The sequence below is a fragment of the Agrococcus jejuensis genome, from assembly GCF_007679035.1.
Lineage (GTDB): Bacteria > Actinomycetota > Actinomycetes > Actinomycetales > Microbacteriaceae > Agrococcus > Agrococcus jejuensis_A.
In genome coordinates this window covers 172,771-197,349 of record NZ_VEFR01000002.1, presented here as the reverse complement: position 1 = coordinate 197,349, position 24,579 = coordinate 172,771, and the positions used below count along the sequence as shown (strand labels likewise).

Below are 24,579 nucleotides of genomic sequence, written 5' to 3'. Positions count from 1 at the left end.
AGGAGCGACGCATGAGCGACACGACGAACCGCGACGGCCGGGTCGGCGACGACGACGGCGTGCAGCCGAACGTCTCGGCCGACGACGCATCGACGTCGGTGACCGACCACGACGCGCACCAGCCGCTCGTCGACGATGGCGACGCGCCGACGCAGCAGCTGCCCACGCAGGGCGACGCCCCCGCGCACGCCACGGACCCCGAGCCGTCGGCGCACGAGTCCGACGACTGGCAGCGGTCGTGGGACGAGGCCGGCGGCAGCGAGATCGAGCCGACCGTCATCGCCCCATCGACGCTGCGGGGTCCCTCGCACGACGCCGAGGCCGAGCACTCCTCGCTCGAGCAGCCCCCGATCGCTGCCGACCCGTCGACGGCGGACGCCGTCGACTCGTCGCGCGCCGTGGAGACGGGTGCGTCGGCCGATCCGCCCGAGCTCGTCGAGCCGCGTCGCCCGAGCCTGAGCCTGCGCGGCGAGCAGCGCCCCGACCTCGCCGACACGGCACCCTTCGCCGGCCTCTCCGATCCCGAGGCGACGCAGGCGATGCCGACGACGCCCGCTGCCGAGGAGCCCGCGCCGACGCAGGCGCAGACGGCGCTGCTGCCCGAGCAGCAGGGCGAGCCGCAGTTCGAGGTCGACGAGCCGGCGTCGGCCACCGCGGTCGCCCCGGCGGTCGCGCCCGAGCAGCGCACCGAGCGGCTCGGCTCGATCTCGGTCGACGACGAGACGGCACGGCAGGCTGCCACGGGCACCCCGATCGTGCTCGTCGAGACCGCGACGCCGCCGCGCAAGCGCGGTGCGCGCGGCGTGGGCTTCCTCGTCGTGCTGCTGTCGACGATCGTGTTCGCGGCGCTGCTCGCTGCGGTGTTCCTGGCGGTGCAGTTCCTCTTCGACCGCGACTTCGTGCTGCAGGAGGCGCTGCAGACGCTGTGGCTGCGTCCGTCGTGGCTGCTGCCCGTCGCCGTCTTCTTCGTCGCCTACTGGCTGACGACCATCATCGTGAACCGCGCCGGATGGTGGGCGCACGTGCTCGGCGGCTTCATCGTGGCGCTGCTCGCCTACGGCGCCCACATCGCCGGCGCGTACCTCGAGACGCAGTCGAACGTGTGGGACGTCACGGGGCTCGCGAGCCTCGGCGTCTCGGACCTGGGCCAGCTGCTGCTGGCACCGACTGCGATCGTGACGTTCCTCGTGGCGCGCGAGGTGCCCGTGTGGTTCGGCGGCATCGTGGCGAGGCGCGGACGCCGTGCGAAGCAGCGCAACCGGGAGGCGCTCGAGGAGTACGAGGCCGAGCAGGCGCGTCGTCTCGAGGAGTACGAGGCCTCGCGCGCCTGACGCAGATGCCCCCGGGCCCGGCGAGCGATGCTCGCCGGGCCCTTGCACATCTCGGGCGGCACAGCGCCCATCCAGCAGCGGAGCCCCGACGTAGGGCATCATCGTGAGGTCGAGTCAGAGACCTCGGGGGTGTCGTGGGCGTGCTGCGCTGGATGAAGGGACGTCGCAAGACGACCGCATCCATCGCCGTCGTGTCATCCGCAGCCATCGCGCTGGGCGTCCTCGCGTTCACGTACGAGGGCTTCACGCAGACCGACGTCGACCTGCACGACGGCGGCGTCTGGGTCACCCGCACGTCGACGTCGGAGGTCGGTCACCTCAACGTGCAGGCGCAGGAGCTCGACGGCCACGTGTACGCGCCGTCGGGGTCCACGTCGTTCGACGTGCTGCAGGACGGCGCGAGCGTGTTCCTGCGCGACGGCGACGGCACGCTCGTGCAGATCGACCCCGCCACGATGACGCTCGGCGCCACGGTGCCGCTCGCGGCCGACGTGGAGGTGCAGCAGCGCGGCGGCACCGTCGCGATCCTCGAGCCCGACGGCCGACTGTGGGCGATGCCGGTCGCCGAGGTCGGCGGCTTCGATGCCGAGGAGATGGAGCCGCTCGCCGAGGTCGGCGACGACGCGGCGCTCGCGGTCGGCTACGACGGCAGCGTCGCCGTGGCATCGCCGGCGCAGAGCGCCGTGCTGCGATGGCAGCCGAGCGACGAGGGTGGATTCGACGAGCCGGCGACGCAGGGCCGCGAGGGCCTGGGCGACGCCGACGACGTCTCGGTGACCCTCGTCGGCGACGAGGCGGTCGCGCTCGGTGGCGAGCGCCTGTTCCTGCCGGGTCGCACGGTCGACGTGCCCGCGGATGCGGTGCTGCAGCAGGTGGGCGACGCCGCGTCGAGCGTCGTGCTGGCGACGAGCGAGCTGCTGCTGCGGCAGCCGTTGGGCGTCGGCGAGCTCGTGCAGCAGTCGATCGGCGCCGAGGGCGGCGAGGTCGTCGCGCCCGTGCAGCTCGGCGGCTGCCTGTACGCGGCCTTCCCGTCCGCCGGCCAGTTCGTGCGCGCCTGCCAGGACGCGTCGCGCAACGCCGAGGAGGCGATCGACGGGCTCGACGGTCCCGCCGTCTTCCGCGTGAACCGCGGCATGGTCGTGCTCAACCAGTTCGAGTCCGGCCAGTCGTGGCTCGTGACCGACCAGGTGGTGCTCGTGGACAACTGGGAGGACCTCATCCCCCCGGAGTCCGAGGAGGAGTCGGAGGAGCAGGACGAGTCGCTCGAGGACATCCTGCAGCAGACGACGCCGCCGCCGAGCGAGGAGAACCACGCCCCGGTCGCGACCGACGACCAGCTCGGCGCTCGCCCGGGCCGCGCGACGATCCTGCCCGTGCTCGCGAACGACTCCGACCAGGACGGCGACGTGCTGACGGCGCGCGTGACGTCCGATCTGCCCTCGGGCGTGACGGTGTCGCCGATCGCGAACGACTCGCAGCTGCAGATCGAGATCCCGGCCTCGTTCTCCGAGTCCTCGATCACGTTCCAGTACGAGGTCGACGACGGACGCGGCGGCACGGACTCGGCGACGGTCGTCGTCGCGGTGCGCACGCCCGAGGAGAACAGCCCGCCAGAGCGGCTGTACGACCAGTCGTTCCAGATCGAGCAGACCGCGCGGTTCGAGTACCCGGGCCTGCAGGGCTGGTACGACCCCGACGGCGACGACTTCTACCTGCAGTCGGCCACGAGCCCGACGGGCGACCAGATCGAGTCGAACCCCTCCGGCCGCATCCTGTACACGGCGACCGGATCGCCGGGGCCGACGTCGGTCGACCTGGTGGTGGCGGACTCGCGCGGCGACACGGCGACGGGCTCCATCGGCGTCGTCGTCATGGAGCGCAACACCGCGGCGATCACGGCCAACGCCGACTTCGTGTCGATGACGGTCGGGCAGGAGACGTCGATCGAGCCGCTCGCGAACGACTACGTGCCGGGCACGCAGGACGCTCGCCTCGCGCAGGTCTCCTGGGAGCAGGCGCCGCAGGTCACGGGCACGTACGACGACGAGACCGGCCTCGTGACGCTCTCGAGCGAGACGCCGGGCACGTACTACCTGCCGTACCTCGTGTCCGCGGGTGCCGCATCGGCGAGCTCACGGATCCGCGTCGACGTGCGCGAGGCCGACGACGAGGCGCGCCCCGTCGCGGTGCGCGACATCGCGCTGCTGCCGCAGAGCGGCGAGACGCTCGTCGACCTGCTCGCGAACGACGTCGACCCCTCGGGCGGCGTGCTCGTGGTGCAGTCCGTGACGGTGGACGGCGTGCCGGTGACGGCGCAGCTGCTGGAGCGACGCGTGCTGCGCCTCATCGACGCGCAGGGACTCACGTCGGAGCAGACGATCTCGTACACGGTGTCCAACGGCCGATTCACCGAGACGGGCCAGGTGGTCATCATCCCCGTCGAGCCGCCCGTGCAGCCGACGCCGCCGACGGCGGTCGCCGACACGGCGACGGTGCGCGAGGGCGACTTCGTGTCGATCCCCGTGCTCGACAACGACTTCAGCCCCGACGAGCTCGAGCTCACCGTGTCGAGCGAGCTCGTCGAGACGACGTTCGCCGACGGCACGGATGGCTGCGACACGGCGGGCGAGGATGCCGAGGGCTGCGCGTTCGTCGACGGCGACGAGGTGCGCGTCTTCGTGCCGGTCGGCGGGCCGTCGTCGGTGCGCCTCGTCTACGAGATCACCGACGAGTTCGGCAACGTCGCCACTGCGCCGATCGACGTCACCGTCATCCAGCGCGACGCCGGCAACGATCCGCCGATCGCGCAGACGGTCGAGGCGCGCGTCGTCGAGGGCAACCTCGTGTCGATCCCGATCCCGCTCGACGGCATCGATCCCGACGGCGACGGCGTCGAGCTCGTCGGCTACGACGAGGCGCCCGGCGTGGGGCGCGTCACCGAGACCGGCGACGGCTTCTTCGTCTACGAGGCGTACGAGGGCACGGCGGGCACGACGTCGTTCACGTATCGCGTGCGCGATCGCTGGGGCATCGAGGCGACGGCCGCGGTCGTCGTCGGCATCGCGCCGCCGCCCGAGATCAACCAGGTGCCGTTCGCCGAGACCGATGCCGTGTCGGTGCAGCCGGGCCGCCAGGTGGCCGTGCCGGTGCTCGCGAACGACTTCGACCCCGATGGCGACGCGCTCACGCTGCAGGTCGATGGCATCTCGAACGCCTCCGAGGAGCTCGGCGACATCACGATCGACGAGGACCGCAGCACCGTCGACTTCACGGCGCCCGAGGCGCCGGGGGAGTACGAGCTGCGCTACCGCATCGACGACGGCCGTGGCGGCGAGGCGCAGGGCGTCGTGCTCGTGACGGTCGCCGAGGACGCGCCGCTCGAGCCGCCGGTGGCCGTCGACGACGTGGTGCCTGCCGCCGAGGTCGTCGAGGGCGAGCCGATCTCGGTGCCCGTGCTCGACAACGACCTCGACCCCGACGGCAGCCCCGACGCGCTCGAGGTGACGGTGCTGCAGGGCCCGGGCGACGTCGTGGCCGAGGGCATCCGCGTCACGCCGTCGTCGGAGGAGTTCCAGGTCGTCACCTACCGCGTGACCGACCCCGACGGCGAGGCGGCGCAGGCGTTCGTGTTCGTGCCGATCGCCCGCGATCCCGCGCCGCGCCTCACGTCGCAGGACGTCGTCGAGGTGCAGTCGGGCATCTCGTACGAGTTCGAGCTCAGCGAGGAGGTCACCGTCTCGCAGAACAGCCCGCGCATCACGACGGCCGACCGCGTGCAGGCGACGAACGCCAACGGCGACTCGCTCGTCATCGACGTCGACACGCTGCAGTACACCTCGGAGCTCGGCTACACGGGGCCCGCGACGCTGTCGTTCGAGGTCACCGACGGCACGAGCGAGACCGATCCCGAGGGCACGACGGCCGTGCTGTCGATCCCGTTGCTCGTGCGCCCGTCGTCGGCGGTGCCGCCGACCTTCAGCGGCGCGTCGCTCCAGGTGCCGCAGAACGGCGAGGTGTCGTTCGACCTCACGACCGCGACGCGCGACCCCGACCCGGGCGACCTCGAGGAGATGGACTACGAGCTGGCGGGCGGGCAGTCGGATCAGATCGACGCCGACCTGACCGACCAGACGCTCACGCTGACGGCGGACGTGAACGCCAACGTCGGCGCGACGGTCTCGTACACGATCGACCTCACCGACCGGAACGGCAACACCAGGCAGGGCACGGTCGTGGGCACGGTCGTGATCTCGAACGAGCCGCTCGCCATCGTGCGCGACGACACGGGCGAGGCGGTGCAGGGCGTCGCGTCGAACGTCAACGTGCTCGCGAACGACTGGAACCCCTTCGAGGGGCAGGCGCCGCTGACCGTCGTCGCGCAGGCCGTGGTCGGCGGGCAGGGTGACGTCTCGAGCGACGGCTCGACGGTCACCGTCACCCCGGGCGCGGACTTCTCGGGCGTCCTCACGGTGCAGTACACGGTGCAGGATGCGACCGAGACCGCGCAGCGGCAACGCACAGGGCAGATCGTGCTCAACGTGAAGGGTCGGCCCGAGGCGCCGATCCGTCCGAACGTGCTCTCGGTCGGGGACCAGACGGTGACGCTCGCGTGGGCCGCGCCGGCGTCGAACGGCGCCGCCATCCAGGGCTACACGGTGCAGAGCGCCGACGGCTCGTTCACGCAGGACTGCTCGTCGACGACGTGCACGCTGCAGGGCCTCGTGAACGACCAGACGTACCAGTTCCAGGTCGTCGCGCGGAACGAGGTCGGCGACTCCGACCCGTCGCCCGCGTCGGCCGATGCGCGCCCCGACGTGCGGCCCGACCCGCCCGCGGCGCCGCGGGCCGAGCGCGGCGACACGCAGCTGTCGGTCACGTGGCAGACGCCGACGAACCGCGGCTCGGCGATCACGCAGTACGTGCTCGAGATCAGCCCGCCGCCCGCGAACGGGCAGCCGACCGTCATCGTGCCCGGTGGCGCCACGAGCTACGTGTGGCAGGGGCTCACGAACGGCACGGCGTACTCGTTCCGCGTGCAGGCGTACAACGACGCGCCGGAGCCAAGTGAATGGAGCCCCGCGGGCGCCGCCGTGACGCCGGCGGGCCCGCCGTTCCAGGTCACGGGCGTCGCCGCCGAGCGCGACCAGTCGATCCCCGGCAACGTGCAGGTGCACGTCACCTGGGCGCAGCACGAGACGCAGTCGAACGGCGCGGCCATCACGAGCTACTCGGTGCAGGCCTACTCGAACGGTGCTCCCTACGGCAACCCGCTGAGCGTGGCGGGCGCGACGACGACGCGCGCGACGTTCGGTGCCGGGTCGCTGCCCGCGGGTGCCGGCGCGACGCTGACGTTCACGGTCGTGGCGGTGAACGACGTCGGTCCGTCGCAGGCGTCGGCGCAGTCGAACGGCGTGCGCGACGCGACGACGCCGGGCGCTCCGACGATCACGGGCGTCTCGGATGGAGACGGGTGGTCCGACATCACGATGCAGCCCGGCCCGACGAACGGCGCGCGTGCCGAGGAGGTGCAGTACCAGGTGTTCGTCAACGGCACCCAGCGCGGCACGGTCGCCGCGACGGGCGGACGCGTGACGGTGGCGAACCAGAACGCGCCGGGTGCGAACATCACGGTGCGCGCAGTCTCGACGGTGCAGGGCATCACGTACGCGAGCGGACAGTCGAACGTCGTGCAGGCGGCGCCCTACGGACCCATCGGCGCTCCGGGTGCGAACGCGACCGGCGGGGTCAACCAGGTGACGGTGTCGTGGAGCGCACCGGCGGCGAACGGTCGCCCGATCTCGATGCAGATCCGCATCGACCAGGGCGGCGGCTGGGGCGGATGGCAGAACGTCGGCGCGAGCGGATCCCAGACCGTGAACGTTGGAGCGAACACGACGGTGCGGATCCAGGCGCAGGCCTCGACGGGCCAGCCAGAGGGCGTCCACGGCACGCAGACGACCCAGGCGCAGGCGAGTGCGACCTCCAATGCCAACCCGACGGTCTCCCTCACCAAGGGTGACGTCGCCCACGCAGGCTCCTGCGCGGGTGCGAACGGCGAGACCTGCCGATACTTCACGATCAACTGGAACGACTTCCCGTCCGGGAACTACGACGTCGCGTGCTACCACAGCGACGGCAACGCCACGACCCCGTTCCAGACTGCGACGATCAACGTCGGCTCGGTGAACGGCAGCACGCAGTACCGCGTCGGCGGGGGGCGCATCTGCTACTCCGGGTTCGCGGGCGAGGCATGGTTCACCATCCAGGGGAACGGCGTCAGCCTGACCTCTCCGAGGGTCAGCTGGCCATGAGCATGAAGGAGACGCCCACATGGCGATGACGATGACCCGCGAGCAGGCGGCATGGTTCCAGGAGACGTTCCAGCGCCTCGTGGCGAACGTGGGTGCCGTCGTGCTCGGCAAGGAGGACGTGATCGCCCTCGCCTTCACGGCCATGCTCTCCGAGGGCCACCTGCTGCTCGAGGACGCGCCGGGCACGGGCAAGACGCAGCTCGCGAAGTCGATGGCGGCCACGGTCGCTGGTGCGAACACCCGCATCCAGTTCACGCCCGACCTGCTGCCCTCCGACGTCACGGGCGTCACGGTGTACGACCAGAAGACGCAGGCCTTCGAGTTCCACAAGGGCCCGATCTTCGCCCAGATCGTGCTCGCCGACGAGATCAACCGCGCGAGCCCGAAGACGCAGTCGGCCCTGCTCGAGGTCATGGAGGAGGGGCGCGTCACCGTCGACGGCGAGCCCCACGCCGTCGGCCGGCCGTTCATGGTCATCGCGACGCAGAACCCCATCGAGCAGGCCGGCACCTACCGCCTGCCCGAGGCGCAGCTCGACCGCTTCCTCATGAAGACGTCGATCGGCTACCCGGGCCGCGAGCAGACGGTGCGCATCCTCGCGGGTGCATCGCAGCGCAACGCCTCGTCGCTCGTGCAGCCCATCGTCACGACGACCGTCGTCGCCGACATGATCGACCTCGCCGCCACGGCGCACGTCGACGCCGCCGTGCTCGACTACGTCGCCGCGCTCACCGAGCACACGCGCGAGTCGAGCGACACGCGCCTGGGCGTCTCGGTGCGCGGCGCCATGGCCATCACGCGCGCCGCCAAGGCGTGGGCCGCGAGCCGCGGCCGCAACTACGTGCTGCCCGACGACGTGAAGTCGCTGGCGCAGCCCGTGCTCGCGCACCGCATCGTGCTCGACCCCGAGGCCGAGTTCTCGGGCGTCACGGGCGAGCGCGTCGTCGAGCGTGCGATCGCCGACGTGCCGGCGCCGCAGGAGCGGGCGCTCGTCGGATGACCGAGGTCGTGCCGCCTCCCAGCGTGCCGGCACCGCAGGTCGAGGAGGAGCAGGAGCAGCCGAGGCAGCGCCGTGCCCTGCCGCGCTCGCCGCGCGCGCTGCTGCACGCGGCTCGCGACGGCGTCCGCGCCGCGCTCGACTCGGAGGCCGTGCGCACGGTGCGGCGAGGCGTCGCTCGCGGAGCCCGGGCGACCGTGCCGGTGCTGGCCCCCGTGACGCGGCTCGGATGGGTGGCGCTCGCCATCACGCTCGTCGCGCTCGTCGCCGGCCTCGCGCTCGAGTGGACCGAGCTCGTCGTCATCGCCATCGCGGGCGGCGTGCTGCTCGCGATCGCGGTCGCGTACGTCATCGGTCGCACGATGTACCGCATCGAGCTCGACCTGGCGTACACGCGAGTCGTCGTCGGCGAGCGCGCGCTCGGCCGCATCGAGATCCACTCGGCGTCGTCGCGCCCGCTCATGCCCGCGACGATCGAGGTGCCCGTCGGCTCGGCCGTCGCCGCGTTCCACCTGCCGCGCATGCAGCCGCGCGACGTGCACGAGGACGTCTTCGCCATCCCCACCTCGCGCCGCGCCGTGCTGCGCGTCGGTCCCGTGCGCTCGGTGAAGGGCGACCCGCTCGGGCTCCTGCGACGGCAGGTGCGGTGGACGGAGCCCGTGGAGCTCTTCGTGCACCCGCGCACCGTGCAGCTCGACGAGACGACGCCCGGCCTCATCCGCGACCTCGAGGGCATCACCACCCGCGACCTCACGAACTCCGACATCGCCTTCCACGCGCTGCGCGACTACGTCGCCGGCGACGACCGCCGCTACATCCACTGGAAGTCGTCCGCACGCACGGGCCAGCTCATGGTGCGCCAGTTCGAGCAGACGCGTCGTTCGGTGCTCGCGCTCGGCCTGTCGACGAACCCCGACGACTACGGCGACGCCGAGGAGTTCGAGACGGCGATCTCGGTGCTCGGCTCGCTCGGCCTGCAGGCCATCCGCGACGAGATGGACGTGGTGGTGCGCACGTCGCGCCGCGCGCTGCCCGCCGTGAACGGCAAGCGCCTGCTCGACGGCCTCTCGGGCGTCGCGTGGAGCCCGCGCCACCAGCGCCTCATCGGGCTCGCCGCGGAGATCGGCCGAGAGCACCCGGGCGCGTCGGTCGTCATGCTGCACGCGGGCGCCGGCGTCGACCTCACGACCGTGCGCCGCGCGACCTCGCTGCTGCCGGCGCAGGCCCGCATCCTCGTCATCCAGGCCGTCGAGGGCACGAAGGCCAGGGTGCAGCCGCTCGGCGGCGCGACGCTCGCGCAGCTGCCGTCGATCCGCGAGCTGCCCCGCATCGTGAGGGCGGTGAGCGAGCAGTGAGCGCACCCGCCCCCTCCGCCGCCGACCGGCGCCCGCCGCTGCTGCCGCGCGCGCCGTGGCAGGCCGCGATCGACTGCGCCGTCATCCTGCTCGTGCTGTCGATGGCGACGCTCGCGTTCGGTCCCGTCTTCGGCGGCGTCGACTACCTCATCGCCGGCATCGGCGGCGCGCTCGCGGGCATCCTCGTGGGCGTCGTCACGTCGCTGCGACCGCTGCGCGGATGGCTCGTGACCGTCGCCGGCATCGTCGTGGCGTACGTCGTGTTCGGCCCCGCGCTCGCGGTGCGGCACGCGACGATCGCCGGCGTCATCCCCACGCTCGACGGGCTGCGCGAGCTCATGCTCGGCTCGTTCATCTCCTGGCGCTCGCTGCTCACGGCGCAGCCGCCCGTGCAGGGCTTCCCGAGCCTGCTCGTCGTGCCCATGCTCACGACGCTCGTGTGCGCGGCGATCGCGACGGTGCTGGCGCTGCGCCTGCGCCGCGGCGCCGCATGGGCCATGCTGCCCGGCGTCGTCGCGCTCGTCGTCGGCATCGCCTTCGGCACCCGCATCGCCGCGCAGCCCATCGTGCTCGGCGTCGTCACCGCCTGCGCGTCGATCGCGTGGATCGCGTGGCGCGGCGCGACGGCCAGGCGCAACCTCGCCGAGGAGGTCGAGGTCACGCGCGACGACGCCAACCGCAAGGCGTTCGCGCGCCGCCGTCTCATCGGCGGCGTCGGCATGGTGACGGCGGCCGCCGTCATCGCGAGCGTCGCGGCGCTGCCGATCGCCTTCACGAACCGGCAGGTGCTGCGCGACGACGTCGAGCCGCCCATCGAGCTCGCCGACTACCCGAGCCCCCTCGCGGGCTTCCGCGGCTGGCACAAGAACTTCGAGGAGGCGACGCTGCTCACCGTCTCGGGCATGCCAGAGGGATCGCGGCTGCGGCTCGCGACGCTCGACTGGTACGACGGCACGGTCTTCGCCGTCGCAGGCAGCCAGGAGTCGTCGTCGTCGGGCTCGTTCTCACGGGTCGGCGACGCCATCGGCACCTCGCAGCCCGGCACGCCCACGACCATCGAGGTCGAGGTCGGCGAGTACTCGGGCGTGTGGGTGCCGAGCGTCGGCTACGCCGAGCGCATCGACTTCGGCGGCGACGACGCCGTGGCGCTGCAGTCGTCGCTCGCCTACAACGGCTCCACCGGCAACGTCATCGCCGAGGCGGGGCTCGGACCGGGCGACACGTACACCGTCGACGCGATCGTGCCCGAGGTGCCCGCCATCGAGGACCTCGCCGGCATCCCCACCTCCGAGATCGACATGCCCGACGCCGTCGACGTGCCGCCGCTCATCGAGGCCTTCGCGTCGTCGAACTCGACGCAGCGCACGGCGCTCGACAACATCGTCGCGATGGCCACCGAGCTGCAGCAGGGCGCCTTCAGCCACGGCGTCGGCGACGACGAGGCGCCGTCGCTGTCGGGCCACGGCGCGCGCAGGCTCTCGGACATGTTCGATGCCGAGACGCTGCTGGGCGACGACGAGCAGTACGCCGCCGCCTTCGCGCTCGCGCTCGACTTCTACGGCCTGCCCTCGCGCGTCGTCATGGGCCTCTACCCCGGCGAGGACGGCTTCGAGGAGGGCGGCGAGGCCGTCGAGCTCACGGGCGGCGACATGCACGCGTGGGTCGAGGTGTCGTTCCAGGGCGTCGGCTGGGTGCCGTTCGACCCGACGCCGCCCGAGGACAACACGCAGGTCGAGCCCGAGCCGCAGCCGCAGCCCGACCCGCGGCCACAGGTGCTGCAGCCGCCGCAGCCTCCCGAGGAGCCCGCCGAGCTGCTGCCGAACACGCAGCCCGACCAGGCCCAGGACGACGAGGAGGACCAGCAGTCGAGCGTGTGGCTCGTCGTGCTCGCCGTCGCGGGCAGCATCCTGCTCGCGCTGCTCGTGCTCGCATCCCCGTTCCTCGTCATCGGGCTGCTGAAGGCGAGACGCAGGCGGAGGCGGTTCGAGGCCGCGACCGAGAGCGAACGCCTCGCAGGCGGCTGGCATCAGGTGGTCGACGAGGCCGTCGACCTCGGCCTGCCCGTGCCCGCGGGCGTCACACGGCGCGAGGTCGCCGCCGACGTCGAGGAGCGCTACCCGCGGTCGCGCGCGACCGCGATCGGCGAGTACGTCGACGCCGGCGTCTTCGGGCCCGGTGAGCCGCACCGCGGCGAGATCGACGCGTTCTGGAAGGATGTCGACCGCAGCGTCGCAGCCATGCGGCAGGAGGCGAGCCGCCGCACGAGGATCCTCGGGATGGTGTCGGTCCGGTCGTTCCTGCGTCGCCGAGCGGAGCGGAGGAGGGCCCGATGATCTGGTCGATCGACGATGGACGCGACAAGCGTCCCGAGGGCGTCGACGAGGACGGCATCCCCGACCCCGCGTACGCCGCGAGCCTCGGTCTCGTGCCGGCGCCCATCGGCCGCCGCATCGCCGCGACCCTCGTCGACGCCGCCGTGTACGCGCTGCTGGCCCTGCCGCTGCTCATCGGTGCGTCGCCGCGCCTCGTGAGCCTGCTCACGGGCGCCGTCAGCTGGTACGGCTTCGTGAACCACCCGGACTTCGTGCTGACGCTCGTCTTCACCGCCGTGACCGTGGTGCTGACCCTCGCGTTCACGATCGTGCAGCTCGTGCTGCACGGTCGCAAGGGCGTCACCCTGGGCAAGGCCCTCACGGGCCTGCGCACCGTGAACGTCGCGACGCTCTCGAGCCCTGGGTTCGGCCGCGCGCTGCTGCGCGGCGTCGTGCTGTACGCCTCGTCGATCGTGCCCGTCGTCGGCCCGGCCCTCTTCCTCGCGTCGCCGCTGCTCGATCGCACGCGCCGCCGCCGCGGCTGGCTCGACCTCGTGGGCCGCACGTGGCTCGTCGACGCGACGAACGGCCTCGACCCGTACGACGTCAAGCGCATGCGCATCGCGCGCAAGACCGTCTCCGCCGACCCCATCGCCGAGCAGCAGGTGCTGCCGTCGCTCGCGACGCCCGTGCAGCACGGCGCACCCGTCGCCTACCAGCCGGGCGCGCGCGTGAGCGCGGGCGTGCTGGGCGTCGCCCGGCCGCACGCGCCCGGCGAGCAGCAGGCCGTGGGCCTCGCGTCGTCCCAGGCGGCGCAGCCGTCGGTGCCCGCGCCGCAGCCGCAGGCGCCGTCGGCGCCGTACCGGCCTGGCGAGCTCAGCGGCATGCCCGACGTGCCGCCGGTGCCGTCGTCGCCGTTCGCGACCCCGTCGGGCGTGCCGAGCGCGCCGCAGCTCGCGCAGGCCGGGCAGCCGAGCGTCGGGGTGCCGACGACGTCGCCCGTCGCCCCGCAGCAGATGCCGCAGCAGGCGCCCGTCGCGCAGGAGCACACGCCGCAGCAGTGGCAGGCGCCGCAGGCCGTGCCGCCCACGCCGCCGCTCGAGCAGCCGTACGCGCAGCACCCGCCCGTCGCGCAGCCGCCGGTCGCGCAGCCGCCGGTCGCGCAGCCGGCGGCAGCGTCGTCGGTCGCCGACGCGACGATCGTGCCGAGCCAGCTCCCCGATCTCCACGACGACGACGACCTGGGCGCGACGCGCGTCGCGCGTCCCCGGGCCCTCGTGCTCGAGCTCGACGACGGCGCCCGCATCCAGCTCGGCGGACGCGTGCTCATCGGCCGCAACCCCACGCTGCAGCCCGGCGAGGCGGGCACGCTCGTGCCCATCCCCGACGACACGCGCTCGGTGTCGAAGACGCACGTCGCGATCGACGTCGAGGGCGGCACCATCCAGGTGGTCGACCGGCACTCGACGAACGGCACGGCGATCGTGCGCAGCGGCAAGGAGACGCGGCTCGTGGGCGGCGTGCCCACGCGCGCAGAGGTCGGGGACACCGTGCTGCTCGGCGACCGACGGGCGGTGATCTCGCGTGGCTGAGCTGCACGTGGGCGAGTACCGCTTCGAGCACCCGGCGATCCAGCTGCGGTGGGCCGCCGCGACCCACGAGGGTGCACGAGCGATGAACGAGGACTCGGTGTTCGCGTCGTTCCCCGTCTTCCTCGTCGCCGACGGCATGGGCGGGCAGGCGTCGGGCGACGTGGCGAGCGCGCTCGCCGTCGAGTCGTTCCGCACGCTCAAGGGCCGCGCGCTCGCGACCGTCGAGGGCGTCGAGCAGAGCATCGAGCGCGCGTTCCGCGCTGTGCGGCACGAGGCGGCATGGCACGGTGCGGCCGGCGGCACGACGCTCTCGGGCGCCGTCGCCGTCGACGTGAGCGGCATCGCCCACTGGTACGTGCTCAACGTCGGCGACTCGCGCACGTACCTGCTCGACCGCGGCGAGCTGCAGCAGGTGAGCGTCGACCACTCCGTCGTGCAGGAGCTCGTGGATGCGGGCGCGGTCGAGCGCGCCGCCGCGCGCACGCATCCGCAGCGACACGTGATCACGCGCGCGATCGGCGCAGGCGAGGAGCACGCCCCCGACTCGTGGCTGCTGCCCGCCGAGCGCGGTCAGCGGCTGCTCGTGTGCTCCGACGGCCTCTCGAGCGAGCTCGACGACCACGAGATCGCCGGGCTGCTGCGCGCGACGCCCTCGCCGGCCGACGCCGCGGCATCCCTCGTGGCCCGCGCGCTGCACGCGGGCGGCCGCGACAACGTGACGGTCGTCGTCGTCGACGTCGACGAGGTCACGGGCGACTGGGAGCTCGAGGACACGCACCGCGGCGGCCTCGACGAGGACACGCGCCCGACCGGGATGCGACGCTGATGCGCACGGCCTACGTCTCGGGCGACGCATGGTGCATCGTGCACGGCGGGCTCCTCGTCGTGCTCGATCGCGGCCTCGACGCATCGTCGGCGACCGCGATCCACGCCGTCATGACGCCCGCCGGCCTGCGCGACGAGCCGCTGGCGCTCGCGGTGCTCGAGCCCGTCGTCGACGGCTGGCTGCTGTGGCGCCGGCGCGGCGTGCCCGCCGTGGCCGACGTGCCGCTGCCCGACCGCGGCGGCGAGGCGTGGGGGAGCGACCTGCTGCCCGTCGGCGCGACGGTCGCGTTCGGCGCCGTCGGCGCGCTCGACGACGCCATGCCGCTCGAGGGCGGCGTCGTGCGCGCGAGCGCCGTGCGCGTGGAGCTCGTGGATGCGTCGGCGGACGACGCCGAGGTCGTGGGTGCGATCGCGCCGGTCGCAGACGACGAGGCCGGGGGCGTCGCGGAAGCGCCTGCGGCGCGGAGCGAGGAGGCGTCTGCCGTCGAGCCCGCGCCCGACGCTGCGCCCGCGCCCGAGCCCGCGACCGAGGTCGTGCCCGAGTCCGCGCCCGCATCGGAGCCTGGGCCCGCATCCGAGAGCGCGACCGAGCTCGCGCCCGAGCCCGCATCAGAGCCCGAGGCTGCACCCGAGCCCGAGCCCGAGCCCGCATCAGAGCCCGAGGCTGCACCCGAGCCCGAGCCCGAGCCTGAGCCCGCGCCCGAGCCAGAGCCCGAGCCCGAGCGCACGCCCGAGCCCGCACCCGAGGTCACCGCCGAGCCCCTCGTCGGCATCATCGACTCGGTGCCCGGCTTCATCCGACCCGCGACGGTCGTCGAGGTGCCAGACGAGCTGCCCATGGGCGACCACGACGGCATGACGATCACGGGCGACGCGGCCCGCGCGCTGGCCGCCGCCGCGCGCGAGCAGCCGCCGGCCGCGCCCCCGGTGCTCGGCCCGGCGACGGGACCCGTCGTGCTCTCGACGCTGTGCACCGCGGGCCACGTGAACCCCCCGGGTGCGATGGCGTGCGCATGCGGTGCTCCGATCGCGACGGCGTCCGCCGATCAGCGTGCACGGCCCGAGTTCGCCGAGCTCGTGCTGCCCGACGGAGAGCGCGTGCCGCTCGGCCGCGGCGTCGTGCTCGGCAGGCGTCCGCGCAGTCGACGCGTGGAGGACGGCCGCGTGCCGCGCCTCGTCACCGTGCACTCGCCGAGCGAGGACATCTCGCGCAGCCACCTCGAGGTGCGCTGCGAGGACTGGAACGTGCTCGCGATCGACCTCGAGTCCACGAACGGCACCGTGCTGCTGCGCGACGGCGCGGCCCCCATGCGCCTGCGTGCGGACTCGCCGCAGCTCGTCGCGTTCGGCGACCGCCTCGACCTCGGCGACGGCGTCGTCGTGCGCGTCGAGCGCGCACGGACGGCGGGGGCGTCGTGAGCCCCAAGCGCGCGCCCGCGCAGCCGCCGCTGCTGCCCGGCTACGAGCACCGCCGCGTGCTCGGCTCGGGCGGCTTCGCCGACGTGTTCCTCTACGAGCAGGTGCTGCCGTCGCGACCCGTCGCCGTGAAGGTGCTGCTGTCGGAGGCCGTCGACCGCGACGTCGTCGAGCACTTCCGCCGCGAGGCCAACGTCATGGCGCAGCTGTCGTCGCATCCCTCGATCGTCACGATCTACGGCGCCGCCGTCTCCGACGACGGTCGCCCCTACCTCGTCATGGAGTACTGCCCTCGCCCCAACCTGGGCGTGCGCTACCGCAGCGACCGGTTCTCGGTCGCCGAGGTGCTCGCGCTCGGCGTGCAGATCGCGGGCGCCGTCGAGACGGCGCACCGCGCGGGCGTGCTGCATCGCGACATCAAGCCGGCGAACATCCTCGTCACGGCGTACAACCGTCCGGCGCTCACGGACTTCGGCATCGCGACGACGACGGGCGAGGCGGATGCGTCGACGGGCATGTCGATCCCGTGGTCCCCGCCCGAGGCGTTCGCGCAGCAGCCGTGGAGCGGACGCGAGTCCGACGTCTTCGCCCTCGGGGCCACGCTCTACACGCTCCTCGCGGGCCGCTCGCCGTTCGAGCTCCCGGGCGGCTCGAACACGAGCCTCGACGTCATCGCCCGCATCGAGCGCGGCGAGATCGCCCCGCTCGCGCGCTCCGACGTGCCCGCCTCGCTCGAGGCGGTGCTGCGCTCGTCGATGGAGGTCGACCCGCGGCGCCGCTACTCGAGCGCGCAGGCGCTCGGCCGCGCGCTGCAGCAGGTCGAGGCCGAGATGAGCCTGTCGGTCACGCAGATGGACGTGCTCGACGACTCGCTGCCGGTCGACGCCGTCGACGATCAGGACGGTGGCGCGACGCGCATCCGCGGCGTCGTCGAGATCGATCCGCACGTCGACGATGCGCCCAGGCTCGCCACGTCGAGCCCGGCGCCGGCCATGCCGACCTACGCGGCCGCGACGCAGATGGTGTCCGACGCCACCGTCGTGCGCGCGCCGGCGGGCCCCGCGATCCCGCGGCCGGGGGAGCTGCCCGTCGCGGCCGAGGTCGGATCGCCGTGGGGCGTCGCATCGGAGCAGGCGCAGGCCGTGCGTCGCAAGCGGTCGCGCACGCCCGTCATCGCGACGATCGCGTCCGTCGTGCTCGCGGTCGTCGTCGGCGCCGGGATCTGGCTCGTCGCGACGTCCGGTGCCGGGTCGTCGCAGCCGGGCCCGTCGACGACGCTCGCGGCGCCCGAGCCGAACGCGCCGTCGAAGCCCATCGCCATGACGGGTGCCGTGGAGGGCGACGAGGTGCGCTTCACGTGGGCGAACCCGTCGCCCGTCGACGGCGACGTCTTCGTCGCGCGCGCCGACCCGTCGCAGGGCGATCCCATCCGCGAGACCCCCGTGCTGCCCGAGCTGTCGATCCCCATCGACCCCGACGGCGAGACGTGCCTGGCCGTCGCGATCCAGCGCACGACGGGTCTGCAGTCCGACTACGAGGAGCTGTGCATCGATGCCTGATCCCACCGTGATCCGCGTCGAGTTCGCCGGCGAGTGGTTCGACCCAGAGGTCGACCGCCCGTTCACGATCGGTCGCGAGGGCGACCTCGCCGTCGACGACAACCCCTACCTGCACCGCGCGTTCCTCGAGATCGCGCATCGCGACGGCCTGTGGTGGCTCACCAACGTGGGCACGCGGCTGTCGGCGACGCTGTCGAGCGCCGGCGGTGCCGTGCAGTCGTGGCTGTCGCCGGGTGCGAGCCTGCCGCTCGTGTTCGCCGAGTGCGTCGTGGTGTTCACGGCCGGTCCGACGACGTACGAGATCGGCGTGCACACGACGACCGCGCCGTTCGCGATGGCCGCGAGCGGCGCCTCGGCCGGCGTGGGCGACGCGACGGTGATGCCGTCGCAGCTCACGGCGCTGCAGAAGGCGCTCATCGTGGCCCTCGCCGAGCCCATGCTGCGCCGCGAGGGCGTGGGCGTGAGCGAGCTGCCCACGAGCACGAAGGCCGCCGAGCGGCTCGGATGGTCGATGTCGCGCTTCAACCGCAAGCTCGACAACGTGTGCGACAAGCTCGACCGCATGGGCGTGCAGGGCCTGCGCGGCGGCGCGGGCAAGCTCGCGAGCAACCGGCGGGCGCGCCTGGTGGAGTACGCGGTGTCGTCGCAGCTCGTGACGCGGGCGGACCTGGGGCTGCTCGACGACGAGGCGCTGCGCGGCACGGATGACGACGGAGGCGACGCATGAAGGTCAAGCTCACGCTGCACAAGGACGGCGCCGCCCCGCGCGACATCGTCGTGACGGCCGACTCGACCGCGACCGTCGAGGACGTCGCGCGGCAGATCGCCGACGCCGACCCCGCCGGCGGCATCGCGATCGGCGAGGAGCAGGTCGTGACGCTCGCGGTCGCGCCGCCCACGAGCCCGCGCCTCGAGCCGCTCGACCCCGACGCCCTCATCGGCGAGGCCGCGATCGGCTCGGGCTTCAACGCCGCCGTCATGCCGTTGGGCCAGCGCCGCGGCCAGCGCGCCGCGAACGCCGGCGGCCCCGCGCTTGCGGTGCTGCGCGTGGTCGGCGGCCCCGCAGCGGGCCTCGAGGTGCAGCTCGCCGCCGGCCAGCACACCATCGGCCGCGACCCCTCGTGCGACGTCGTCGTCGGCGACCGCCAGGTGTCGAAGCGCCACGCGCGCATCGAGGTCGGCGCGCACATCGAGGTCGTCGACCTCAACTCCGCCAACGGCGTGCTCGTCGACGGCCAGCTCGTCACGCGACTGCGCGTCATCCCCGGCCAGCCGTTCACGCTCGGCGAGTCGGTGCTGCAGGTGCAGCTCGCGGGCAGCTTCGACGCCGGAGGCGCCGACCCCGTGCTCGAGCGCGGCGGCTCGCTCATGTTCAACCGCAGCCCGCGCGTCGAGGAGCGCTACTCGGGCGAGGCGTGGGACGAGCCGCGCATGCCGAAGGAGCCGTCGTCGCGGATGTTCCCGTGGCCCATGCTCATCGCGCCGATCATCCTCGCCTCCACGCTCTTCGCCATGACGGGTCGTGCGCGCTCGCTCGTCGTCGCGTTCATGACCCCGCTGATGCTCGCGGGCAACTTCATCTCGCAGCGCACGCAGCTCGGCCAGAAGATCAAGGCGGAGGCCGCGACGTTCGAGAAGCAGTTCGAGCGGCTCGAGGAGCTGCTGTACCGCGCGATCCCCGAGGAGCGTCGCGTGCGCAACCTCGAGGCGCCGCCCGTCGCCGAGGTGTTCGACCACGCCATGCGCCTCGGGCCCATGCTGTGGACGCGCCGGCCCGAGCACTGGAACTTCCTCGGCGTGCGGCTGGGCACGTGCACGACGGAGAGCCGCAACGAGATCAAGCGCGCCGAGGTGCAGGAGGGCCTGCCCGAGTACGTCGAGCGCGTCGACGCGCTCGAGGAGCGCTACGCGACGATCAGCGACGTGCCCGTCTTCGAGACGCTGCTGTCGACGGGCTCGCTCGGCGTCGCCGGGCCCAAGGCCGCCGCGAGCGACGCGATGCGCGGGCTCGGCGTGCAGCTCTTCGGCATGCACGCGCCCAACGACGTCGTCTCGGTGGCGCTCGCCGACCCCGACTGGGTCGAGGAGCTCGAGTGGCTCAAGTGGCTGCCGCACACCACGAGCGAGAAGAACCCGTTCAAGGACATGCCGCTCGCCGACTCGGCGCCGACGGGGCAGGCGCTGCTCTCGGCGATCGAGGAGCACATCATGCGTCGGTCGAAGAAGACCGAGGCCGACCTGCGCGCGCCGTACAAGGACGACTGGGATCCGATGGACTTCGGCACCGACGTCGAGCGCGCCTCGAAGGAGTCGAAGTTCGCCGGCGGCACCGCCATCGTGCTCATCGTCACGAACGACGCCCCCGTCGACCGCCCGCGGCTCACGCAGATCCTCGAGCGCGGCCCCGACGTCGGCGTCTACACGCTCTTCGTCGCGCCGACGGTCGAGTCGCTGCCGGCCGCGTGCCGCACGTTCATCGACGTGACCGACGGCCTCACCGCCGCGCAGGTCGGCACGGTGCGCTCGGGCGTCACCTACCGCGACGTCGTCGTCGAGGGCGTCTCCAACGAGTACATGCACATGCTCGCGAAGCGCCTCGCGCCCGTGGTCGACTCGTCGACCGTCATCGAGGACTCCTCCGACATCCCGAACTCGGTCAACCTGCTCACGCTCACGGGCCACGAGATCGCGAAGGACCCGTCGGCGGTCGTCGAGCGCTGGCGCCAGAACAACACGATCATCGACCGCTCGGGCGCGCAGCAGCCGCGCATGAAGAAGGCCGGCAACCTGCGCGCCGTCATGGGGCAGGGCGCCACCGACGCCATGACCCTCGACCTGCGCACGCAGGGTCCGCACGCCCTCGTCGGCGGCACGACGGGCGCCGGCAAGTCGGAGTTCCTGCAGGCGTGGGTGCTCGGCATGGCCGCGGCGCACAGCCCCGACCGCGTCACCTTCCTCTTCGTCGACTACAAGGGCGGATCCGCGTTCGCCGACTGCGTCGAGCTGCCGCACTGCGTCGGCCTCGTGACCGACCTGTCGCCGCATCTCGTGCGCCGCGCGCTCACGAGCCTCCGGGCCGAGCTGCACCACCGCGAGCACCTCTTCAACCGCAAGAAGGTCAAGGACCTGCTCGAGCTCGAGAAGCGGCGCGACCCCGACTGCCCGCCCGCGCTCGTGCTCGTGATCGACGAGTTCGCGGCGCTCGCCGGCGAGGTGCCCGAGTTCGTCGACGGCGTCGTCGACATCGCCCAGCGCGGTCGCTCGCTCGGCATCCACCTCATCATGGCCACGCAGCGCCCCGCGGGCGTCATCAAGGACAACCTGCGCGCCAACACCAACCTGCGCGTCGCGCTGCGCATGGCCGACGAGTCCGACTCGAAGGACGTCGTCGACGACCCCGTCGCCGGCACGTTCGACCCCTCGATCCCCGGCCGCGGCATCGCGAAGACCGGTCCCGGTCGCCTCGTGCCGTTCCAGTCGGCCTACGCGGGCGGCTGGACCGAGGAGGACGTCGTGCAGACGGCCGACGTGCAGGTGGCCGAGCTGCGCTTCGGCTCGCTCGTGCGGTGGGAGCGCGAGCAGCAGGTCGAGGTCGACGAGGACGCGGATCCCGGCCCCAACGACCAGAAGCGCATCGTGCGCACGCTCATCGACGCCGTGGGGGAGGCGGGCATCCCGGCGCCGCGCCGCCCGTGGCTCGACGACCTCGAGCGCACCGTCGACATCCGCGACCTGCCGATCCACGACGACCGCCGCATCCTGCTCGGCAAGGCCGACATCCCCGAGCGGCAGCTGCAGGAGCCGATGTACTTCCTGCCCGACCGCGACGGCTCGCTGCTCGTCTACGGCACCTCGGGTGCCGGCAAGTCGAGCGTGCTGCGCACCGTCGGCATCGGCGCAGGCATGCGGCCCGAGAACGACGTCGAGGTCTACGGCCTCGACTTCGCATCGGGCGCGCTGCGCTCGCTCGAGGTGCTGCCGCACGTCGGCTCGATCATCGCCGGCGACGACGCGGAGCGCGTGCAGCGGCTGCTGCGCTCGCTCGGCATGCTGCTCGACGAGCGCGGACGCCGCTTCTCGGAGGCCAACGCCTCCGACATCTCCGAGTTCCGCGAGATCACGGGCGAGCGGATGCCGCGCATCCTCGTGCTCATCGACAACTTCCCGCAGTTCAAGGCCGAATGGGACATGACGAGCGCGCGGGCGCCGTTCTACGGCGTCTTCATGCGCATCCTCGGCGAGGGCCGACCGCTGGGCGTGCACGCGATCTTCACGGCGGACCGCTCGGGCGCCGTGCCCACGGGCGTCTCGTCGAACGTGTCGCGCCGCGTCGTGCTGCGTCTCTCCGACGAGAACGCGTACGTCATGGTCGGCGTCGCGCGCGACGTGCTCGACGAGCAGTCGGCGCCCGGCCGCGCGATCGTCGACGGCTTCGAGACGCAGATCGCCGTGCTCGGCGGCACGCCGAACGTCGCCGAGCAGTCGAAGCTCATGGGCCAGCTGGCCGAGGAGCTGCGGCGGCAGGGCGCGCGCGAGGTCGAGGAGATCGGGGCGCTGCCGACGCGCCTGTCGGAGGACAAGCTGCCGGCGCGCATCAAGGACTTCCCCGTGCTGGGCGTCGCCGAGGACACGCTCGCGCCGCGCGAGTTCGACCCGATCGGCACGTTCATCGTGGCGGGGCCGCCGGAGTCGGGCAAGACGAACGCCATGAAGGCGATCGTCAACAGCATGCTGCGCTTCGACCCCGACGTGCGCCTGTTCCACTTCGCCGGCCGCCGCACGGTGCTGAAGGACTACGCGCCGTGGGTGCGCAGCGCCGTGACGGTCGACGACGCCAAGGCGCTCGCGACCGAGCTCGTCGACATCGTGAAGGACGAGACGATCCCCGGCCGCATCATGATCGTGATGGAGAACGTGCCGCAGTTCGCCGACTCCGACGCCGAGCGCAAGCTCAAGGAGCTCATGCAGGCGGTCAACCGCTCCGACCACTTCCTGATCGGCGACGTCGACGTGGCGCAGGTCACGAGCGGCTTCGGCTTCATCGGCGACTTCAAGGCGGGACGCAAGGGCATCATCCTCAAGCCCGACGCGTTCGACGGCGACTCGGTGTTCAAGGTGCCGTTCCCGAAGGTCAAGCGCGTCGACTTCCCCGTGGGGCGCGGCATCTTCGTGCAGTCGGGTCGCGCGGTGACGATGCAGATGCCGCTCGTGCAGACGTCGACGGCACCCGTGCCGGTGGGCCGCGTCGCGGAGCCCGTCGCGGCGATGGCCGGGGGCGAGCCCGTGGGCGAGGCGACGGTCCTGCCGCCCGCATGACGATCGTCGCCATGGGCAGGAGTCCCCATGGCGACGTCCAGGGCTCGCGCATAGCGTGGAGCACGACCAGCGAGACGAAGGAGGCAGCACGTGGACGTGCTCGTGAAGTTCGACGACCTGCGCACGCTCAGCGAGTACCTCGTGGCGATCGTGGGCGAGTTCGACGCGGCGGAGGATCGTGCCGACGTGCTCGAGGACGCGATCGGCGACCCGTTCGGCCGCAACGACCTCCGCGAGGCCGTCGAGGACTTCGAGGACCGCTGGGACGACAAGCGCGACGAGCTGCGCGACGACCTCAAGAAGGTGCAGGAGCACGTGCAGGGTGTGCTCGACGGGTTCACCGACTGGGACGTCGAGACGGCGAAGGGACTCGAGGGCTGATGGCGTACTACGGATTCATGGAGCAGTCCCCGGCGGATCGCGTGATCCGCTCGCTCGAGGGCACCCCGTCGAAGATCATGGAGCGCGGCACCGAGATCCGCGAGCTCGGCGAGGCGATGATCGACAGCGCCACGGTGCTGCAGTCGCTCGCCGACGGCACGCACGGCCTGAAGGGCAAGGCGGTCGACAAGCTCGTCGAGGGCGTGGGCAGCGCGCACGGCACGCTCAAGGAGGCGGGCGAGCTCTACAAGCCCACCGGCCCCATCGTGTGGCGGTACGGCCACGCGCTCTCGCAGGTGCAGGACAGCCTCAACGGCCACGTCACGCGGTGCGAGGCGCTCTGGCAGGAGTACGAGGCGCTCCCCGGCGAGCGAGGCGGCCGCGGCGTCGGCGGCTTCCTGCAGCCCGAGGAGGGCAGCGAGGAGGCCACGGCCCAGGCGGCGGAGGACGAGGCGAAGCAGCAGGCCTACGACGACTGGAAGGCCGAGGCCGCGCTCTTCGACGACGACTACGACACCTGGGAGACCGCGTTCGACACGGCCGCCAAGGACGTCGGCACGGCGCTCTCCGGCAAGATCAAGGACTCGTTCTGGGACGACCTCGACGGCTTCGTCGCCGGAGCCCTCGAGGTGCTCAAGTGGGTGGGCCTCGTGCTCGCCGTCGCGGCACTCATCATCGGTGGTCCGATCATCGGCCTGCTCTCGGGCATCGTCGGCCTCGTCGTGCTGGGCCTCACGATCTACCAGAAGGTCCGCGGCGACTGCGGCTGGACGGAGCTCGGGCTCGCGATCTTCGGGGCCATCCCCTTCGGGTCGCTGTCGAAGGTGTTCTCCAAGCCCGGGCAGGCGTTCTTCGGCGGCGTCTTCTCGAAGAAGGGGTGGGTCGACGCGGCGTTCGAGATCAAGGGCATCGCTCGCGCAGGCTCGGGCGGCGGCATGCAGGGGCTCCGTGCCGGCTGGCAGCAGTTCGTCGCGCAGGGCGACGCTGGCCTGACCGCCAACTCGATCTCTCGCTTCTTCACGGGCAAGGGGGCGATCCCCATCGGTGCCGCGCATCCGGTGGACATCGTCGCGGGCACGTGGATGACGACGCTCGGCAGGCTCAACATGGCGCTGGGCTTCGGCACGGGAGAGGGCCTGTACCAGCGGGTCGTCACCGGCAGCGGCTCGTCCTCGTAGGCTGGA

The 24,579-nt window shown here is 72.7% G+C and carries 13 protein-coding genes; all 13 read left to right on the top strand.

Going from position 1 to position 24,579, the window contains the following annotated elements:
• The first annotated feature begins 11 nt into the window (after positions 1–11).
• The 13 genes from FS793_RS07915 (at position 12) to FS793_RS07855 (ending at position 24,573) form a co-directional block, all read left to right on the top strand.
• Positions 12–1,331 (top strand): hypothetical protein, encoded by a 1,320-nt coding sequence (locus tag FS793_RS07915; protein ID WP_144719968.1) that lies wholly within the window; start codon positions 12–14, stop codon positions 1,329–1,331.
• 134 nt (positions 1,332–1,465) lie between these two features.
• Positions 1,466–7,642 (top strand): Ig-like domain-containing protein, encoded by a 6,177-nt coding sequence (locus FS793_RS07910; RefSeq protein ID WP_144719967.1) that lies wholly within the window; start codon positions 1,466–1,468, stop codon positions 7,640–7,642.
• Positions 7,643–7,667: 25 nt separating this feature from the next.
• On the top strand, positions 7,668–8,642 hold the full coding sequence (locus FS793_RS07905) for an AAA family ATPase (protein ID WP_144720414.1): 975 nt from the start codon (positions 7,668–7,670) through the stop codon (positions 8,640–8,642).
• Positions 8,639–9,994 (top strand): DUF58 domain-containing protein, encoded by a 1,356-nt coding sequence (locus tag FS793_RS07900; RefSeq protein ID WP_144719966.1) that lies wholly within the window; start codon positions 8,639–8,641, stop codon positions 9,992–9,994. The genes FS793_RS07905 and FS793_RS07900 overlap by 4 nt, the downstream gene beginning before the upstream one ends.
• A complete protein-coding gene (locus tag FS793_RS07895) occupies positions 9,991–12,327 on the top strand; it encodes a transglutaminase-like domain-containing protein (protein ID WP_144719965.1) in 2,337 nt (778 codons plus the stop codon). Before FS793_RS07900 ends, FS793_RS07895 begins: the two co-directional genes overlap by 4 nt.
• Complete coding sequence (locus tag FS793_RS07890; protein WP_144719964.1) at positions 12,324–13,898, top strand: RDD family protein; 1,575 nt, start codon at positions 12,324–12,326, stop codon at positions 13,896–13,898. The genes FS793_RS07895 and FS793_RS07890 overlap by 4 nt, the downstream gene beginning before the upstream one ends.
• Positions 13,891–14,724 (top strand): PP2C family protein-serine/threonine phosphatase, encoded by an 834-nt coding sequence (locus FS793_RS07885; RefSeq protein WP_144719963.1) that lies wholly within the window; start codon positions 13,891–13,893, stop codon positions 14,722–14,724. Before FS793_RS07890 ends, FS793_RS07885 begins: the two co-directional genes overlap by 8 nt.
• Positions 14,724–16,142, top strand: coding sequence for an FHA domain-containing protein (locus FS793_RS07880; protein WP_144719962.1), 1,419 nt, complete (start codon positions 14,724–14,726; stop codon positions 16,140–16,142). Before FS793_RS07885 ends, FS793_RS07880 begins: the two co-directional genes overlap by 1 nt.
• Positions 16,139–17,698: a serine/threonine-protein kinase gene (locus FS793_RS07875; protein WP_144719961.1), complete on the top strand. Its 1,560-nt coding sequence runs from the start codon at positions 16,139–16,141 to the stop codon at positions 17,696–17,698. Before FS793_RS07880 ends, FS793_RS07875 begins: the two co-directional genes overlap by 4 nt.
• Entirely contained in the window at positions 17,691–18,425 is a 735-nt protein-coding gene (locus tag FS793_RS07870; protein ID WP_144719960.1) for a hypothetical protein, read from the top strand. Before FS793_RS07875 ends, FS793_RS07870 begins: the two co-directional genes overlap by 8 nt.
• Positions 18,422–23,014 carry an FtsK/SpoIIIE domain-containing protein gene (locus FS793_RS07865; protein ID WP_144719959.1) on the top strand — a complete coding sequence of 1,531 codons (4,593 nt, stop codon included), beginning with the start codon at positions 18,422–18,424 and terminating at the stop codon, positions 23,012–23,014. The genes FS793_RS07870 and FS793_RS07865 overlap by 4 nt, the downstream gene beginning before the upstream one ends.
• A gap of 90 nt (positions 23,015–23,104) precedes the next feature.
• Entirely contained in the window at positions 23,105–23,395 is a 291-nt protein-coding gene (locus tag FS793_RS07860) for a flagellar protein FlgN (RefSeq protein WP_144719958.1), read from the top strand.
• A 17-nt stretch (positions 23,396–23,412) separates the two neighbouring features.
• Positions 23,413–24,573 (top strand): hypothetical protein, encoded by a 1,161-nt coding sequence (locus tag FS793_RS07855; protein ID WP_144719957.1) that lies wholly within the window; start codon positions 23,413–23,415, stop codon positions 24,571–24,573.
• Positions 24,574–24,579: the final 6 nt, after the last annotated feature.